The sequence below is a fragment of the Ruminococcus sp. YRD2003 genome (assembly GCA_900109435.1).
Taxonomy (GTDB): Bacteria; Bacillota; Clostridia; order Oscillospirales; family Ruminococcaceae; genus Ruminococcus; species Ruminococcus flavefaciens_G.
Window position 1 is genome coordinate 16,219 of record FNZT01000007.1, and the last position, 17,669, is coordinate 33,887.

At 52.5% G+C, this 17,669-nt stretch carries 13 protein-coding genes; 7 read left to right on the forward strand and 6 right to left on the reverse strand.

Going from position 1 to position 17,669, the window contains the following annotated elements; all coding sequences use genetic code 11:
- Positions 1 to 178: 178 nt before the first annotated feature.
- Positions 179 to 1,642 carry a recombinase family protein gene (locus BMX22_RS06420; protein ID WP_074741659.1) on the forward strand — a complete coding sequence of 488 codons (1,464 nt, stop codon included), beginning with the start codon at positions 179 to 181 and terminating at the stop codon, positions 1,640 to 1,642.
- Positions 1,626 to 2,261 carry a manganese catalase family protein gene (locus tag BMX22_RS06425; protein WP_074741660.1) on the forward strand — a complete coding sequence of 212 codons (636 nt, stop codon included), beginning with the start codon at positions 1,626 to 1,628 and terminating at the stop codon, positions 2,259 to 2,261. The genes BMX22_RS06420 and BMX22_RS06425 overlap by 17 nt, the downstream gene beginning before the upstream one ends.
- A 69-nt stretch (positions 2,262 to 2,330) precedes the next feature.
- On the opposite strand, the gene BMX22_RS06430 is transcribed toward BMX22_RS06425, so the two are convergent.
- Complete coding sequence (locus tag BMX22_RS06430) at positions 2,331 to 3,410, reverse strand: GGDEF domain-containing protein (protein WP_074741661.1); 1,080 nt, start codon at positions 3,408 to 3,410, stop codon at positions 2,331 to 2,333.
- Between the two features lie 362 nt (positions 3,411 to 3,772).
- Between BMX22_RS06430 and BMX22_RS06435 the strand changes: the two genes are divergently transcribed.
- Positions 3,773 to 5,281 carry a YdcF family protein gene (locus BMX22_RS06435; RefSeq protein WP_074741662.1) on the forward strand — a complete coding sequence of 503 codons (1,509 nt, stop codon included), beginning with the start codon at positions 3,773 to 3,775 and terminating at the stop codon, positions 5,279 to 5,281.
- 44 nt (positions 5,282 to 5,325) lie between these two features.
- Here the strand turns inward: BMX22_RS06435 and BMX22_RS06440 are convergent, their stop codons facing one another.
- The 5 genes from BMX22_RS06440 to BMX22_RS06460 all read right to left on the reverse strand — a co-directional run bounded on the left by BMX22_RS06440 (position 5,326) and on the right by BMX22_RS06460 (position 12,243).
- Positions 5,326 to 6,426, reverse strand: a complete 1,101-nt coding sequence (locus tag BMX22_RS06440; RefSeq protein WP_074741663.1) for a M15 family metallopeptidase — start codon at positions 6,424 to 6,426, stop codon at positions 5,326 to 5,328.
- Between the two features lie 32 nt (positions 6,427 to 6,458).
- On the reverse strand, positions 6,459 to 6,638 hold the full coding sequence (locus BMX22_RS06445) for a hypothetical protein (protein ID WP_074741664.1): 180 nt from the start codon (positions 6,636 to 6,638) through the stop codon (positions 6,459 to 6,461).
- Positions 6,639 to 7,014: 376 nt separating this feature from the next.
- Positions 7,015 to 9,090 (reverse strand): glycogen debranching protein GlgX, encoded by a 2,076-nt coding sequence (gene glgX / locus BMX22_RS06450; RefSeq protein ID WP_074741665.1) that lies wholly within the window; start codon positions 9,088 to 9,090, stop codon positions 7,015 to 7,017.
- 115 nt (positions 9,091 to 9,205) lie between these two features.
- Complete coding sequence (gene cls / locus BMX22_RS06455) at positions 9,206 to 10,774, reverse strand: cardiolipin synthase (RefSeq protein ID WP_081349110.1); 1,569 nt, start codon at positions 10,772 to 10,774, stop codon at positions 9,206 to 9,208.
- A gap of 182 nt (positions 10,775 to 10,956) precedes the next feature.
- Positions 10,957 to 12,243 carry a galactokinase gene (locus BMX22_RS06460; protein ID WP_074741666.1) on the reverse strand — a complete coding sequence of 429 codons (1,287 nt, stop codon included), beginning with the start codon at positions 12,241 to 12,243 and terminating at the stop codon, positions 10,957 to 10,959.
- A 435-nt stretch (positions 12,244 to 12,678) separates the two neighbouring features.
- Here BMX22_RS06460 and BMX22_RS06465 point away from each other — a divergent pair, with 435 nt between their 5' ends.
- From BMX22_RS06465 to argS, 4 genes are all read left to right on the forward strand, one after another.
- The gene (locus BMX22_RS06465; RefSeq protein ID WP_074741667.1) at positions 12,679 to 13,698 is read left to right on the forward strand and encodes a glycoside hydrolase family 130 protein; all 1,020 of its coding nucleotides are present in this window, start codon (positions 12,679 to 12,681) and stop codon (positions 13,696 to 13,698) included.
- Positions 13,699 to 14,079: 381 nt separating this feature from the next.
- Positions 14,080 to 15,153, forward strand: coding sequence for a D-alanine--D-alanine ligase family protein (locus BMX22_RS06470; RefSeq protein ID WP_074741668.1), 1,074 nt, complete (start codon positions 14,080 to 14,082; stop codon positions 15,151 to 15,153).
- A complete protein-coding gene (locus BMX22_RS06475) occupies positions 15,153 to 15,569 on the forward strand; it encodes a DUF1934 domain-containing protein (RefSeq protein WP_074741669.1) in 417 nt (138 codons plus the stop codon). The genes BMX22_RS06470 and BMX22_RS06475 overlap by 1 nt, the downstream gene beginning before the upstream one ends.
- A 137-nt stretch (positions 15,570 to 15,706) precedes the next feature.
- The gene (gene argS, locus BMX22_RS06480) at positions 15,707 to 17,473 is read left to right on the forward strand and encodes an arginine--tRNA ligase (protein ID WP_074741670.1); all 1,767 of its coding nucleotides are present in this window, start codon (positions 15,707 to 15,709) and stop codon (positions 17,471 to 17,473) included.
- Positions 17,474 to 17,669: the final 196 nt, after the last annotated feature.

A 17,669-nucleotide genomic window follows, 5' to 3' on the forward strand; every position in this document is an offset into this window, starting at 1 on the left:
CATAATGCCCACTTTCAAATGCTTTTATTTGCAAAAAATGTTAGCTACTGAGCCGTAATATATCAGCATATACTCGGTGACCTGCAAAACAGCACGTTGCTGCCTTGAAATATGCTTTCAGATGTGCTATAATATACTTGAGTCATCGGCAATACTCCAGCACAAAAGGAGGAAAAAGATGAATGAATACTGTATGTACCTGCGAAAGTCAAGAGCTGATGTTGAAGCTGAAGCTCGCGGTGAGGGCGAAACTCTCACCCGTCACCAGAATATGCTTATGGAGCTTTCAAAAAAACAGAAGCTCAACGTAGTCAAGATATACAAGGAGATTGTCAGCGGAGACAGTATAGCTGCCCGACCGCAAATGCAGGCTCTGCTTGCTGACGTTACCGAGGGCAAGTATGCTGGAGTTCTCGTTGTAGAGGTTGAACGTCTTGCCCGTGGTGATACCATTGACCAAGGCATAGTCGCTCAGGCATTCCGAGAGTCCTCGACTAAAATAGTCACTCCCACCAAGACCTATGACCCCGATAACGAGTTCGACGAAGAATACTTCGAGTTCTCGCTGTTTATGAGCCGACGTGAGTACAAGACCATCAAGCGCCGTATGCAGGCTGGCAGACTTGCTTCTATTAAAGAAGGTAACTACATAAGCACTACTGCTCCTTACGGATATCGCAAGGTCAATCCCGAACCAAAAGTTCATACCCTCGAAATAATCCCCGAGGAAGCCGAAATAATCAGGCTGATATATAGGCTCTATCTCGACGGACACGGTGCGAAGTTCATCGCAAATGAGCTGAACAGAATGGGTATCAGTCCGCAGAAAAGCCAATTCTGGGAGCCTCCGAGCATCAAGAAAATACTTGCAAATCCTCTGTACTGCGGAATGGTCGGCTGGAAGACAAAGTCCAACGGCGACACGCTCTACAAGGGACTTCATGAACCGATAATCAGTGAAGATGTTTTCAACTCTGCACAACAGAAAAAGCGTACAAATCCTGCCGCTCAGCTCCACCCGAATGACAGGCTGCTCAATTACTATCACAATATCCTTTACTGTAAGAACTGCGGACATCAACTGAAGCGCCGTCTCATAGCAAGCAGCGGTCACGAGCATATGTTATGCGTCTATAGGGAGTGCCGCGGTAAGATAGTCAGCTCCAGCATGGAAGCGGTTGACGAAGCTGTTACAGCCGCTTTCCGCTATCGTATCAAGCAGCTCGAAAAGCTCAAACGCAAAGGCATTACCGAGTTCAAGAGCGAACCCGACAAAAAAGCTCCGCTTGTGGCAGAGCTCGAAAAGGCAAAGCGTCAGCTCTCAAGGCTGTATGACCTGCTTGAACAGGAGGTCTACGATACGAACACTTTCCTTGAACGCTCCAAGATAGTCAATGACAAGATAAAGTCGTTGGAAGAGGCTATAAAGGAAATTGATAGCGAACAGAAGCCTCCGCAGCTTCCGCCAGATGAGGCAATCAGAAGACTGCAATACGTCATCGACAACTTCTATGGTTCGGACGCCGAGGAAAAGAACAGACTGCTGCACACGGTCGTCAGGAAGATATACTACTATAAGACCGAGAGAATGTGCAAAAACAAACCGGATTCAGACCTTTCACTGAATGCGGATTTCTTATAAGCTTTATGTACAACAAGGATATTGCATTAAACTTCAGTACCCCGTTAATATCAAGAACCCCGACGCTCGTATGGCTAAGGTCATTATTTCGCAGCTCGGCGGTCCCGACGGTGAACTCGCAGCTTCCCTGCGCTACCTCAATCAGCGCTTCGCTATGCCGTATGCCGAGGTAAAAGGTCTGCTGACCGATATCGGCACGGAAGAGCTCGCTCATGTAGAGATGATCTCAGCTATCCTCTATCAGCTCACGAAAGACCTCTCTATTGACGAAATAAAGGCAAGCGGATTCGACACCTACTTCGTCGACCACACGACGGGCATTTACCCTGTCGCGGCTTCGGGTGCGCCGTTCACTGCGGCTTACTTCCAGTCAAAGGGCGATATCATCACCGACCTGCACGAGAATATGGCTGCCGAGCAGAAGGCTCGCACCACCTACGACAATATCCTCCGCCTCGCTGATGACCCAGATGTGCGCGACCCTATCCGCTTCCTCAGACAGCGCGAGATCGTGCATTTCCAGCGCTTTGGTGAAGCTCTCCGCATAACACAGGATAAGCTCAACTCTAAGAATTTCTACGCCTGCAATCCGTCATTCGATAAGAACTGCGGTAAATAACCGCTTTCGCGCAGACTGCAAAAAGAGCCGTAATGAAGCGTCATGCTCCTTTACGGCTCTTTATCTTTCTCATTGCTTGCGCCTTTCTTTTCCCGATGTGATATAGAATTGCTCCTTCTCCACATACAGCATCGAATCCGCGCTGTTATACATATCGTCTATCGTATTGTTCTTTTCCTTCATCGCGTAGCCAACCGAACAGGTATAAGGCGTTTTCGCTACTTCCTGCTTTATTCGTCCGACAAGCGCCTTTACCTCCGACTCGGATGATCCTATGCACAGTATCACGTACTCGTCGCCGCCTATGCGGTATACGCGCTGACTGCGCTGTGACGCCTTTCTGAAACAGTCCGCAAGGGCTTTCAGTGCCGTATCGCCCGCGGTATGTCCCTCGCTGTCGTTGAGCGTTTTCAAGCCGTCCATATCCATTGTGACGATAGCTGTTATGTGATCCCACATCTTTTCGGCGTCCGCATAGTAGCTCTGGCGGTTCAGCAGCTTGGTGAGCGGGTCGCGCTTTGTGAACTGCTGAAGCAGAAAAACATAATACAGCAGCAGATCTATCGCTATCGTGACATTGAACCAGTGCTCGGTCATGCTGTCCATAATGAGCGGCATCACCAGACACATCACCGATGTCACTGACATGAACACCAGAAGGTGTATATCCTCCTTCTGATACGTCTTGTTTTTGAAAAGGTTGCATATCAGATATATCAGATAAAGCGCACAGATGAAATACGTGAGGTATCCGAGCATCCCTCGCCCGAAATGATTATCCTCCGAGATGTAGAACACTATGCCCGTCGGTATCGAGATAAAACAAAGTGCGGCATTCAGCAGGGCAGGGATATACAGATACAGCTTCTGCATCGGATATACTATCATCACGATGTTGACAAGTATGAATGCGATGAGGCTGTAGTTCAAAGCCGACAGGATAGGTCTGAGTATCGTGTATTCGGCTTGTTCCGCGAGGTAACTCTCAACATGACAGGACACAGAATACCCAAAAAGCATCATAATGGTCAACAATATGCGAAATGTCATTCTGCGCTCAAGGTGGATATCGGAATGAATGATTATTGCAATGCCAATAACAATGACCAGAAGTCCCCAGTGATCGTAAAGATATCCTGTTACACTCATATCCCGTCACCTCCGTTTATCAGAATATCGCATTATGGCAATACCGCACAAAGCTTGTGCTGGAGATGCGCCGACAGATTATTCGTCAGATTGTATAGAAATTCCGCAGGCATACTGACGTATGTCAAGGAATTTCTGTGCAAGATGACGGAAAATATGCAAGCATATCCAGTACAAAGCCTTCTGGCGGGCTTTGTGCGGTGTTGCCTTATATCTTATTGTATATAAATTATATCACAAAACAACCAAAATAGCAATAGTTAATAATAAAAAGAATACATTTTTCAAAACAAATTGCTTTTTTCCAAAAAATGATATATAATCATATTGTGTGTCAAAAACCAACATGGCAAGGAGGGAAAATGAGCTCTGTAACTTGTATGAACTCAAAGACAAAATTTAAAACTTCACGAGGTTTCATCATCATCGCCGCTCTCACTGTTCTCCTGCTGAGCATTTCTTTTATTAGCATCTTCCTGTTCGGAAAGAACTGCTCGCTGAAGTTCAACGTTGAGCCCGACAGCGATATCATCGTTACCTTTGACGAGAATATCGTCGAGTCTACCGCTCATGCCATCGACGGGAACGACCTTTTGCTCGACTTCCGCTCCGTAAACACGGGCAGTACGATAGTTATGGTCAGCTGTGACGGCGGTGCCACTTATCAGGAGCGCATTCTGTATGTGCATTCCACGGGCATTATCACTCTCGATCAGTACTTCGGACGATGCAGAGGCGATATTTTCTTCCCTGTCTCGTTCATCTTTATCCTGACGCTCATACTCATCAGGCTCGTCAGAAAATATCGGCGGGACACAAGCGTCTCGCTTTGCAGATACTCGAACGCGTGGCTCCTCGGTGTCATCATTTTCGCTGCCTTTGCACTCTGCTTCCAGCTGCTCTCGCTGGTACGGCTGAGCATAAACGGCGATAATCAGTCCATAACCGATCTCATCGAGAGCACGCTGACCTCAGCTCGGCTGTTCACTTCGCTGCTGCTGCCGATCGCTCTGGTGATCTCGCTCGCTATCAGTATCAGCAACCTGGTTCTCATGAAGCATGAAGGGGTATGTCTGCAAAATATGCTCGGATTCTTCCTCGGCATCGTTCTCTGCGTCGGTACGGTGATCCCGTATTTCATCTACCCGCTCTTCGATTCGCTCGGCATAGATGTCCACAGGTATTCGAGCCTCACTCTGCTGCTCGAAACCATCATCGAGGATATGATATCCGTGATAATGGCTTACTTTGAATGCATCCTCATCGGCACGTCGGTCTCTGCGGTCAGAGCTGCCAAGCATATCCCCGCTTTCAACAAGGACTTCATCCTCATTCACGGGTGTCAGATAACTGATGACGGCGGTCTGACAAAGCTGCTCCGCTCACGTGCGGACAGAGCCGTGGAATTCGCCGATATGCAGAAGAAAAAAACGGGCAGGGACATCGTTTTCGTGCCGTCGGGCGGAAAGGGCAGCGACGAGGTCATCTCCGAGGCTGAGGCTATACATAATTACCTCATTTCAAAAGGTATCCCCGAGGAAAGGATACTCATGGAGGACAAGTCCGTCAATACACGCGAGAACCTGCGCTTCTCCTATGACCTGATAAAAGAGAGAAACGAAAACGCCAACATCGCTTTTTCAACTACCAATTACCACGTTTTCCGCACGGGATGTATGGCTTATGAGGACGGTATCCCCGCGGAGGGCATCGGCGCAAAGACAAAGACGTATTTCTGGATAAACGCCTTTATCAGAGAGTTCATCGCCGCGCTCCACTATGAAAAAAAGTCACATATCAGGGCTGTCCTGATCATTATCGCAATGATGCTGCCGATAGAACTGGTCGTATTTCTTTCATATCTCCTGTAACACAAAAGGCTCAAAGCTCCGAATGAAGCTTTGAGCCTGTTTTATTACTCGGTCATACCTCCCCAGATGACTATCTCCCAGCCGTCGCTGTCCGTGCGTGCGAGCCAACAGGGATAATCCTTATACTCGCCTGCTTCAAAGCGGTTGGAGTTTTCGGAGGCTGTAAAATCCGCCAGAAACGCGATGACCTGCGTATACTCATCATTTCTGCCGTATTCTTTCGCCAGCTTCAGATCATCGGCGTTGTTCTTCTCGTCGCCCGCATATCTCAGCTTCGTGAGAACACAGCGGTCAAAGTCAGCAAAGCTGCACTTTACCTGAACAGCTGCCTCATTCAGCTCCTCCTCCGAGAAGAGCTCGGAGCTGCCGCAGTCAACAGCAGGTCTTCCGTCGGTAATGATACCGAGGTATTCCTCGAATGTCATACCCTTCGAGGTTATCTCCTTCGCCTTCTCAACATCGTCGATGTAGCGGATATGCCACGGCTCATAGCCGTAGCCCGTGATGTGCTCCTTGCCCTCGGGATAGCGCAGGATAAAGCCGTGGTCGGCAAGCTTGGAATGTATCACCGACCATATCTCGGGGTACTGTATCATCTCTTCGTTGAGGACTACGTCCTTGCCGTCGATGATGAGGTACAGGTCGAGCGCAAGTCCTGTGTGGTGCTCGGAATAGCCCGGTTGGGCTACAGTCTTTGCGGCATAGTCGGCACCGTAGGTCTCTGTAAAGTCGTCCATTATCCTCTGCTGCTCGGCTATACTGCGGCGCGCGGAATCGAGGTCGACGTATATGCCCTCAGCCTCCAGCTCCGATTTGAGTTCAAGATATGCGTCATAAGCCTTCTTCTCGACCTCTACATCGTCGCCGACGGAATTCGTCATATGTACTGTCTCGAGCGACTCTTCCCAGCCCTCGGGCAGCGGCTCTCTCTTGTTTACCAGCGCCATATAATCAAAGCCCTCCTGATGATACTCGGGAGCTGCCGTTTCGGAGGTCTCGTCCTCGGCAGCTGAAGTCGTGGCTGATGCGGCGGGCTGAGTCGTTGAAGCTTCCGAGCTTACCGACGCGTCACCCTTTTTGGAGCAGCCTGCAAGCGCTGAACACAGCACTGCCAGCATGGCTGCGGTACAGATGATCTTTCTCATATCTACTCTCCTTTATATCTCGTCTTTATCACTTATGTTTCGGGCTCATCGTCATCCGAGCTGTCGTCGGGAGGATGTCCGTCCGCACTGTCTTTGCGCTCCTTCTCAAGCTGCTGCGCCTTCTTTATCATGCTCTCGAGCAGCGATCCCGGAGTTTTGGGTGTTTGCCCCAGAAGAGCTCTGAGAGCTCCGTCTATTCTGTTTTCATTCATTACGTATTACCTTTCGGGCAATTTATGCTCCCGTGTGGAGCCGCAACTATAATACCCCTTGATTCAAGTTCGAGTTGCATCAGTTTATCTTATTCGGCGTTTTGCACAGAAATTCACAGTAAAAGACCGTTCTGACAGTCGAACCTTCAGAACGGTCCCTGATATATTATATCATATTATGTCTGGAATAGCAAGGATGCGCGGCGGTATACTTCCGTTCCGGAGAACTCAGCCGCGACACAGGCTGCGGCGACACGCCGCTTATATCATATTTTTTAAAAATGCAACATAAACAGAGTTATTCTGCTATTTGATTTTTTATGCCGCTTATCCGCTGAGCTTATGTACTGTCCCCCGTTCACAAGACGGTACTGTATCATTGTGCTGTGAGAAGCATCAGGCTCCTCGGCATGAGCTCGGCGCTGCCTATGACCTTCTCTCCGTCGCGGGCAGGGTCGCCCGTATAGGCAGCCACGCTCCACTCCATTCCCGCAGGTATTATCGGGAGCTCGAGCGTATGAGGCTCCCAGTGGGCGTTGACCGCGCAGTAAATGAACGTATCCGCGGGGACATCGTAGTCCTTCGCCGATTCCGTGTACATGAAGCCGAATGTCAGGAACGGCGAGTTTACATCGAGCTGCCACGGCTTCTCGCCGTGAAAGGAGAGCTCGGGGTAGCCCGTGCTGTTATAGCCTGTGAAAAAGTCCGTTCTGCGAAGTACGGGGTGAGCTGCTCTGAATGCTATCAGTCGGCGGAAAAACTCAAACATATCACGGTTTGAATCAAGCCTGTCCCAGTTGAGCCACGAGATGCGGTTGTCCTGACAGTAGGCGTTGTTGTTGCCGTACTGCGTGTTCATGAATTCGTCGCCCGAGAGCAGCATCGGTACTCCCCTGCTCAGCAGCAGAAGAGCTGCGGCGTTCTTCATCTGGCGCCTCCTCAGCGAGTTTATCTCCGCGTCGTCGGTGTCGCCCTCTGCTCCGCAGTTCCAGCTGTCGTTGCCGTCGCAGCCGTCACGGTTATCCTCGCCGTTGGCAAGGTTGTGCTTTTCGTTGTACGATACAAGGTCGTACAGCGTGAAGCCGTCGTGGCACGTGATGAAGTTTATAGATGCCTCAGCCGAGCGGTTGCCGTAGAGGTCCGCCGAGCCCTGTATGCGCGCTATGAGCTCGGGACCGTACTCAGCTCCGCTCTTGACAAAGCGGCGCAGACAGTCGCGGTATTTGCCGTTCCACTCCGCCCAGCGCCCCCATGCGGGGAAGCTCCCCACCTGATAGAGTCCGCCCGCGTCCCACGCCTCGGCGATGAGCTTGGTCTTGCCGAGGACGGCATCATGCGCGAGGAGCTCAAGCAGAGGCGGGCTCGCCATCGGTGCTCCGCTGCTGTCACGGGACATTATCGCCGCAAGGTCAAAGCGGAAGCCGTCGATGTGGTAGTCTGATACCCAGTAGCGCAGACAGTCAAGTATGAAGTTGCGGACGACGGAATTGTTGCAGTTCATCGTGTTGCCGCAGCCGCTGAAATTGTAATAAAAGCCTTCGGGCGTGAGCAGGTAGTAGGTCTTGTTGTCGATGCCGCGGTAGGATATGCAGGGACCGTTCTCGTTGCCCTCGGCGGTGTGGTTGAACACTACGTCAAGCAGCACTTCTATCCCTGCCTTGTGGAGCTTCTTGACCATGTTTTTCAGCTCCTCCGCCGTCAGTCCGAAAGCTGCCGACGCCGCATAGCCTGCCTTGGGAGCAAAGAAATTCACGGTCGAGTAGCCCCAGTAGTTGTACAGGCGCTCGCCGTCGATGACGCGGCTGTTCTCGAGCTCGTCGAACTCGAATATGGGCAGCAGCTCTATGCAGTTCACGCCGAGTTCTTTCAGGTACGGTATCTTCTCTATCACGCCCGCGAATGTGCCCCTGTGCCTGATGCGCGATGTTTCGTCACGCGTGAAGCCGCGGATATGCATCTCGTATATCACGAGGTCCTTCATCGGTATCTCGAGAGGCTTGTCGCCGTCCCAATCGTAGTCCTCGGGAATGACGCGTCCGCGGTGGCGGAAGGTCTCATCGGCAGCGGGGGCTTCGCCCCATTTTTCGCTCCCGCCGACAAGCTTCGCGTACGGGTCGAGAAGTATTTTCGTGCTGTCGAAGCGGTGTCCCTGCTCGGGGACACAGGGTCCGCTGAAACGGTAGCCGTATTCGAGGTCTTCATAGTTGAGCCCGTATACTATCATGGAAAAAACGTTGCCTATACGAAAGTCGTCGGGAAACGGCAGAACCGCAAACGGCTCGGGCTCGCCGATATGATACAGCAGCAGCTCGCACGTCTCCGCATACTTGGAGAATACCGAGAAATTGACCGTGTCGTCTCCGATAAGGCTCGCGCCAAAGGGCTTGACCCTGCCGCAGCGGTATCTGATGCCGTTTAGTTCATGGGTGGGATAGTCATCAAGTCGTTTCATCTGAGCACCTCCGTGAAAAATATTACAAGTCACCGCAGTGAAAAAATCAGCGCTTCCGTTAAGGCAATACCGCACAAAGCTTTGTACGGAATGCCGCTCCTTCGGCTCTCAACACTCAGAACAAAGGCGCGACCAGCTTCAGCAGCTCTCCCGCGACCTTATAAAACACCTTTTCGTGCTTGATGGTATCAGGGGTAACGGGGCGGCACTTCGCGAGTGTCTCCTGAAAATCAGCCTCTATCTCGGGTATGCAGCCTGTCCTGTACATATACGCCGCGCACTCGAAGTGGTGGTAGAGGCTGCGGTAATCAAGGTTTATCGTCCCGACCACTGCCTTCTCGTCGTCGCAGACGAACACCTTCGAGTGTACGAATCCCGGGGTATACTCGTATATCTTCACGCCTGCCTTCGTCAGTCCCGCATAGTGCGTTTTCGCGAGCGCGTACGCTCCCTTCTTGTCGGGGATGCCAGGGAGAATGAGCTTCACGTCTATCCCGCGCTCCGCTGCAAACCGCAGAGCGTATTCCATTTCGCCGTCAAGGATAAGGTACGGCGTCATTATGTGGACGTAGCGGGTCGCTCGGTTGAGTATGTCCATGTACACCGTCTCACCGACCTTTTCGTCGTCGAGCGGGCAGTCGCCGAACGGCAGAACGAATCCGCTGTCCTTGTGCTCATCGCCGTAGGGAGCACTGAGCCACTCGTCCCACTGAGGTGAACTCTCGCCTACATTCCACATCTGCAAAAACATCAGCGTGAATGTGCGGACTGCCTCTCCGCGCAGCATGACGGCACAGTCCTTCCAGTGACCGAATCTCTCGCGCCTGTTGATGTACTCGTCAGCCATATTTACTCCGCCCGTGAAACCGACCTTGCCGTCTATGACAAGTATCTTGCGGTGGTCGCGGTAGTTGTAGTATGTCGACAGGAAAGGCAGTATCGGGGCAAAGGCTTTTGCCTTGATACCGAGTTTTGCGAGGCGCTCGGCGTAGTCATAGGTGAGGGTCGACATCTCGCACATCCCGTCATACATCACGCGCACTTCCACGCCCTGCTTCGCCTTGCGGGCAAGGATATCGAGAACCCGTCCCCACATATAGCCCTCGTCGATGATGAAATACTCCATAAAGATGAAGCGCTCGGCTTTTTCAAGCTCCGCGAGGAGAGCCTCGAACTTCTTCTCGCCGATCGGGAAATAAGTCACGTCGGTGTTGTTGTATATCGGGAAGCAGCCCGTGCGGTTGATGTAGCAGAAGAGCGAATCGGTACCCGACTTTGCAAGCTCGGGGGCGCCGAGCACTTCGCTGTGCAGAGGAAGCATCTCCTTTGACTCGGCTATCGTGCTGATGACGAGCTTCTTGACTCTGATGTGACCTATGTCCTGCTTCGTGAAAAAGAGGAGGATAGCTCCAGGGACAGGGAACAGTGTGATGAGAACGAGCCACGTCAGCTTTGCGGCGGAGTCCATTTCACAGTTGAAGAGGTAGAACACCATCAGCACCGAGAAGAGCACGAGCAGGACTTTTGCCTGCGGGAGATACTCGGTGAAGAGGAAATAAATGGAGACGAGTATGCCTATCTGCACGATGAGCAGTGCAAGTATGAGGAAGGCGCGGCTGAATATGAGCCTCCAGAAGCTCTTCTTGCGCTTGGGTATCAGCCGAATTATGTCCTTGTCGTCCATTTTTTCACGTCCTTTGCTGGTGTATTTTGTAGGGCGGCGTTTCGTGCGCCTGCAAATAGTTAAAGAATTACGGGCGAGCGGAACTCGCCCCTACGTAAATACCAATGTAGGGGCTGCCTTTGGCAGTCCGCAAATCCCTGTATATATGCGGACGTCCGATAGTCACCCCTGCAATCTGAGCTCTAAAGCACAATCTCAGTCCCGCCGACAGGACGTATCGTCATTATGCGGCACGCTCCGAGCCCGAACACCCTGTCCATTTCCGCTGCGTAGGTCTCCGCAAGATAGGTCGGGACGAATGCCTGTACGGTCCCCGCAAAGCCGCCGCCGTGTACTCTCACTGCTCCGCAGCCGCCGAGCACACGCTTGCTCAGCATTATCGCGAGGGGAAGCTCCTGCCTCTCCGACACGCCCGCAGGGACAAGATTCTGGAGCAGCTCCGCCGATGACTCACCCGACTCGTTTACAAGACGGAAAAATTCCTCGAGGTCGCCTCCGCTGAGAGCCTCTCCTTCAAGCTCGGCACGTCTGCTCTCAGCAAAGAAGTGGGCGGAGCGAAGGATAGCCCTGTCCGAACACTTCTCCCTCAGCTCGGGGAGCTTTGCGTAAAACTCGTCCTCGTCCACATCGCGAAGATACTCCGCCCCGAAACACGCGGCGACTGTCTTCATCTCCGTCGGGATAGCCGAATATTCGTCCGTGAGAGCGGCGTGGCTGCCCTTTGTATCCGTTATGCAGAGGCTGTAGCCCGCACCCGTGAAATCAAAACGCACGGGAGTTATCACGGGCGCGCACGGGTCGGCGAAGTCTATGGCGACAAATCCGCCGACTGCGCTGACAGTCTGGTCCATGAGACCGCTCGCCTTGCCGAAATACTGCGTTTCGGCAAACTGCCCTGCCTTGGCGATGTTAATCGCCCCTGCCCTGCCCTCATTGCAGCCGAGGTCTATCATAATGCCGATGAGCGTCTCGAATGCCGCCGAGGACGACAGACCGCCCCCTATCAGCAGGTCAGAGCTCAAATACGCCGTAAATCCGCCAATCTCTGCACCCGCAGCCGCAAACTGCGCCGCGATGCCGCGTATCAGTGACGCGGAAGTCCCGCGCTCGGACTCGCGCATCTCAAGGTCGGATAGGTCTACCTCGCATGGCTCGCAGCCCTCGGAATATATGCGGATAATGCCGTCGTCCGTGAAGTCGGCGAGGGCTATGATATCGGGGTCTACTGCCGCCACAAGCACGCAGCCGTGCTGGTGGTCGGTGTGATTGCCGCCTATCTCGGTGCGTCCCGAGGCGGAAAATACGCGCACATCGCTGCACTCGGGACAGAGACGCGAAAAGTGCTCGGCAGCACTCAGATAGCGCGCTCGCTGGCGGAGGTATTCACGCTCGCCGAAGCCGTAAAGCTCTCGGAACCGCGCGTCAAGTCGTCCGCAGGAAAGAGCGGAGCAGAGTTCCTGTATGGTCATGGTGGAGGTCCTTTCGTTAATGAGAATCGCGGGGATAGCCGACGTTTTGAAGCGAATTCTGCTGTTCGTATCGTAGGGGCGAGTTCCGCTCGCCCGTCAGTTGTCGGTATTTATCGGAGGCGCTCGGATAAGCAGCTTTGCCGTAATGCGCCCCTACAAAGCCTTCATACACATTATTATAAACTATATTGCAAAAAAAATCTACTATTTTTTACAAAATAATTTTTCACTCGATATTTAAGCTGCCAGCTCGATAATTTAAGTCGGGTTTGGCGTATGATATACAAAAAGCTGCTTCTATATTCGGTAAACTCTACAAAGTTGGCGAAATGGCACCGCAGCTATTGACAAGTCCGCAAAATAAATGTATACTTAACGTATCAGGACACAAAGTGATAAATTAACTTTATTTAAGCTGTTTAAGGAGTGCTTTTTATGTCAGATATCAAGCTCATCTGCCCGCCTCTCCCGAATATGCCCTGGCAGGACAAGCCAGCAGGCTGTACGGCTCCGATGTGGCGGCACACCGAGAACCCTATTATCGGCAGGAACCCTGTCCCTAACGTGGCACGCGTCTTCAACAGCGCCGTTATGCCCTATCAGAACGGCTTTGTGGGCGTTTTCCGCGGCGAGCAGCGTGACGGTGTCTCCCATATCTACTTCGGCACCAGCAAGGATGCTCTCCACTGGGACTTCGAGCCCGAAAAAATACCGTTTTTCGATGAGAACGGCGAGCCCTTCCAGCCGATATATGCCTATGACCCCCGCCTCGTAAAAGTCGAGGACACTTACTACGCGATATGGTGTCAGGATATGTACGGCGCATCTATCGGTATCGCGAAAACCACTGATTTCAAGCGCTTTACACGTATCGAGAACCCCTTCCTCCCGTACAACAGGAACGCTGTGCTCTTCCCGAGAAAAATAAACGGCAATTTCGTGATGCTCTCCCGCCCCTGCGATAACGGGCACACCGCGTTCGGTGACATCTTCCTCAGCGAGAGCCCCGATATGGAGTTCTGGGGTCGTCACCGCCATGTCATGGGCAGAACGAGCTGCTGGTGGGAAGGTCTGAAGATCGGCGGCGGTGCTGCTCCCATAGAAACGGATAAGGGCTGGCTGATGTTCTATCACGGTGTGGTCAACACCTGCAACGGCTACGTTTACAGCATCGGTGCGGCAATGCTCGACCTCGACGAGCCGTCGAAAGTCCTGCACCGCTGTGCGAGCTATGTGCTCACGCCCGAGGAATGGTACGAGGAGCGCGGCTTTGTGCCGAACGTGTGCTTCCCGTGTGCTACCCTCCACGACTCGGAAACAGGCAGGATAGCGCTGTATTACGGCTGCGCGGACAGCTACGTCGGCGTGGCATATACCACTGCGCAGGAGATATATGACTATATCCTCAAATACGACCACGCCTCCGACGACGACAGATCCCTCGGAAGAAGATGACCGAAAGCACCCTGCGGGGTGCTTTTTCACTTGCAGCAAAACCCCTGCTTCCCGCTCGGTGTATGTGCCCCTTATACAGGTCACCGCAGCAGACATATCCGTTTAGTTCATTATCCACAAACCGAGCCGAATTTGCTGCCTGCGTTTTTATGCTCCGTCAATTTCACCAACGTTTTTCCGAACATATGTGCGTATATCCTTTGCTGCTCTCGTCATATTGCACAAACGTGAGTGTTAAAACTTGTCCGCATTGTACTCAGCTTGCAATTTTTCTTTCATTTTCGCAAAAAATACTTGCAGTTTTTTGTGTAATGTGATAAAATATAGTAATACTTGAAATTGACGATATTTATTTTCAGCACTTTTATAAAGGAGAAAGATATGGCAAAGATAAAAGCTGCCGTTATTTTCGGCGGTACTGCTCAGGAACATGAGCTGTCACTCGCCTCTGCCGCAGAGGTCATCCGCAATATCCCCGCCGACAAGTACGACGTTACCTGCATCGGCATCACCAAAAAAGGCCGCTGGCTCTACTTCCCCGGGGACGTGGAGGAAATAGCCGACGGAAGCTGGGAGATGAACTCCGACAATACGTCCGCGATACTCTCCCCCGACCCGCTCCACCGCGGTATCGTTGTCCTTGAGGACGGCGACGCTACTATCCGCAGGATAGACGTGGTATTTCCCGTGCTTCTGGGAAAGAAAGGCGCCGACGGCACTATACAGGCTCTGCTCGATATGTCGGGCATACCCTACGTCGGAAGCGGTCACCTCGCCGCTGCCTCCTGCATGGACAAATCCCACACGCACATGATGCTCGACGACTACGGCATCCCTACCGCTGACTGGAAGCTTATCACTCAGCGTGATATCAACAACATCGACAAGCGCTGTGAGGAGATAGCCTCTTCTCTCGGATTCCCCGTCATCGTCAAGCCCGCCAACAGCGGGTGCAGCGCGGGTACGACTCTCGCGAACGATATCGACGAGCTCAAATCCGCCGTCAAGGTCGCTTTCTCAAACGATAACAAAGTCCTCGCGGAAAGATATATCAGGGGACGCAGGATAGAAGTTGCCGTTTTCGGCTATGATTCACCGTTCGCTTCCAATGTCGGAGAGATCCTCTCCGTCGGCAGGAAGTACGACCCGACCGAGGTCAGAAAGAATTCATTCGACGACTTCACTATCCCTGCCGACCTCCCAGACAATACTGCGGCAAGCATCCGCGAGACCGCTGTCAAGACATTCAAGGCTCTCGGCTGCAAAGGTCTCGCAAGAGTGGACTTCCTCCTCACTGCGGACGGCGAGCTCCTGCTCAACAAGGTCGTGACCTCACCAGGACTCAGACTAAACAGCGTTTTCCCGAAGCTTATGGCTCAGTTCGGCATCGATATGCCCGAGCTCGTGGATATGCTCCTCGAACAGGCTCTGGAAAACTCGGAAAGGGCGTACTGATGAAGAAGGACGTTCTCATCTCGCTGACAAGCATACAGTGGCAGGACAACGAAAAAAACGAGACCGAGCTCTTCACGCGCGCTTCGCTCTCGCGGTCGGGCGATAAGGACGTGATATCCTATGAGGATACCTCGGCTACGGGCTTTGATGGGTCGGTCACCACAATTACGGTAAGCGGCAACGATTCCGCTTCTATCATAAGGCGAGGCACGGCAAACTCGGTGCTCTCGCTCGAGATAGGCAGAAAGCACTACTGCCAGTACGGCACCCCTTTCGGTGATATGCGCATCGGCGTCTACACCCACGCTATCGACAACACTATCGAAAAGGACGGTCGGCTGTACATGAAGTATACCCTCGACCTCAACTCGTCTTACCTCTCGGACAACGAGATAATTATGAATATCAAGAGCTGAGCGCGGTGTCCGCGCCGCTGATCCGCGTTGACGCCCGCAAGCTCGCTTTCACGATTCTGAACATATAATCGGGTGAACAACGTTCGCCCCTGCACAAGCACCAAAATCACATACATATAAAAGGAAGGATAACACCAATGTCAGACCTCATCAAATCGGCGTCGCTCGAGCTCAGGAAGCTCATAAACGACGCACTGGGAGTTCTCGTCGCAGAGGGTACTGCCCCCGCCGAACCGCTCCCCTCATTCGTCATCGAGATACCCGCTGACAAGTCACACGGCGACTTCGCCGCAAACACCGCTATGGTGTGCGCGAAGGCATTCAAGCTCCCGCCGAGAAAAATAGCCGAGCTCATCCTCGAGAAGATAGACCTCGGCGGCTCCGTCTTCGAGAGAGCTGAAATTGCGGGCCCAGGCTTCATGAACTTCTTTCTCAGCAGGAAGTGGTTCGCCGATACCGTGAGCGCTGTGCTCTCCGAGAAGGACAGCTACGGACGCACCGACTACGGCTGCGGAAAGCGAGTGCTCGTTGAATTCGTCTCCGCGAACCCGACAGGTCCCATGCACATCGGAAACGCCCGCGGCGGCGCTATCGGTGACTGCCTCGCAAGTGTGCTCGACTGGGCAGGCTTCCACGCAGAACGCGAGTTCTACGTAAACGATGCAGGCAATCAGATAGAAAAGTTCGGCAAGTCGCTCTCGCTCCGTTATATGCACATCTGCTCCGAAAAGGGACAGGAAGTGCTCGCGAAAGCCGCTGACACCGAGGAGGTCTGCCGCCTTATCTACGGCGAGGAGGGAAGCTCCGAAGACTTCCCGATGCCCGAGGACGTTTACCTCGGACAGGATATCATTGAACACGCCAAGAATTACTACGACCTGCACGGCGATTCGCTCGCAGGCGTTTCCGAGGAGGAGAGACGCAAGGCTCTCGTTGACTACGCTCTCCCGATAAATATCGCGGGGCTCGAACGCGACCTCAAAAAGTACCGTATCGTGTACGACAACTGGTTCCGCGAGAGCACGGTACACGCCAAGAATGAGACCAAGCTCGTCGTGGACAAGCTCATGGAGGCGGGCAAGGCTTACGAGCAGGACGGCGCGATATGGTTCAGAGCCACCGACTACGGCATGGACAAGGACTTCGTCCTCAAGCGCAGCAACGGGCTCTATACTTATATCGTCCCCGACATCGCCTACCACTACGACAAGCTCGTGACGAGAAACTTCGACAAGGCGATAAACGTCCTCGGAGCCGACCACCACGGATATGTGCCCCGTCTGAAAGCAGCGCTGAATGCTCTCGGAGTTGACGAAAACAAGCTCGATGTCGTTCTTATGCAGATGGTACGCCTTGTGAGAAACGGCGAGACCGTAAAGCTCTCTAAGAGAAGCGGCAAGGCTATCACTCTCGTCACGCTGCTCGATGAGATTCCGATAGATGCGGCACGTTTCTACTTCAACCTCCGCGAAGCAAACTCGCAGTTCGAGTTCGACCTCGACCTTGCGGTGGAGAAGTCCTCGCAGAACCCCGTGTTCTACGTGCAGTACGCTCACGCAAGAATATGCAGTATGCTCCGAAACCTCGAAGCAGAGGGCATCACTGTTCCCGAGAGCGCGGACTTCACGCTCCTCAGCGACCCGCGCGAGATAGAGCTTATCCGCCACATCGCGTCGCTCCCGCATGAGATAGAGCTCGCGGCAAAGACTTACGACCCCGCCAAGCTCACGAAGTACGCGATAGACCTCGCGACGCTCTTCCACCGCTTCTATGACGCTTGCAGCGTAAAGAACGCAGGCTCGGACGAGCTCATGAATGCGCGTATACTTCTCAGTATTGCGGTAAGGCAGACACTCCGCAACGTGCTGACTATCCTCAAGATAGAACAGCCCGAGAAGATGTGAAGCAGACGCCTTCAGCTAATAGCTGACAGCTTAGAACCAATAATTACATTTCGGTTACAAATGTTTTCGCTCGTTTAGCAGTTTATCACAATGCTAACACATAATTCTTGTTTATATTTCAGGCTTTTAAAGAAAAGTTAACAATTTATTAACTGAATGTTCATCTTCATATGTTACAATTTGTAATATATTCGGA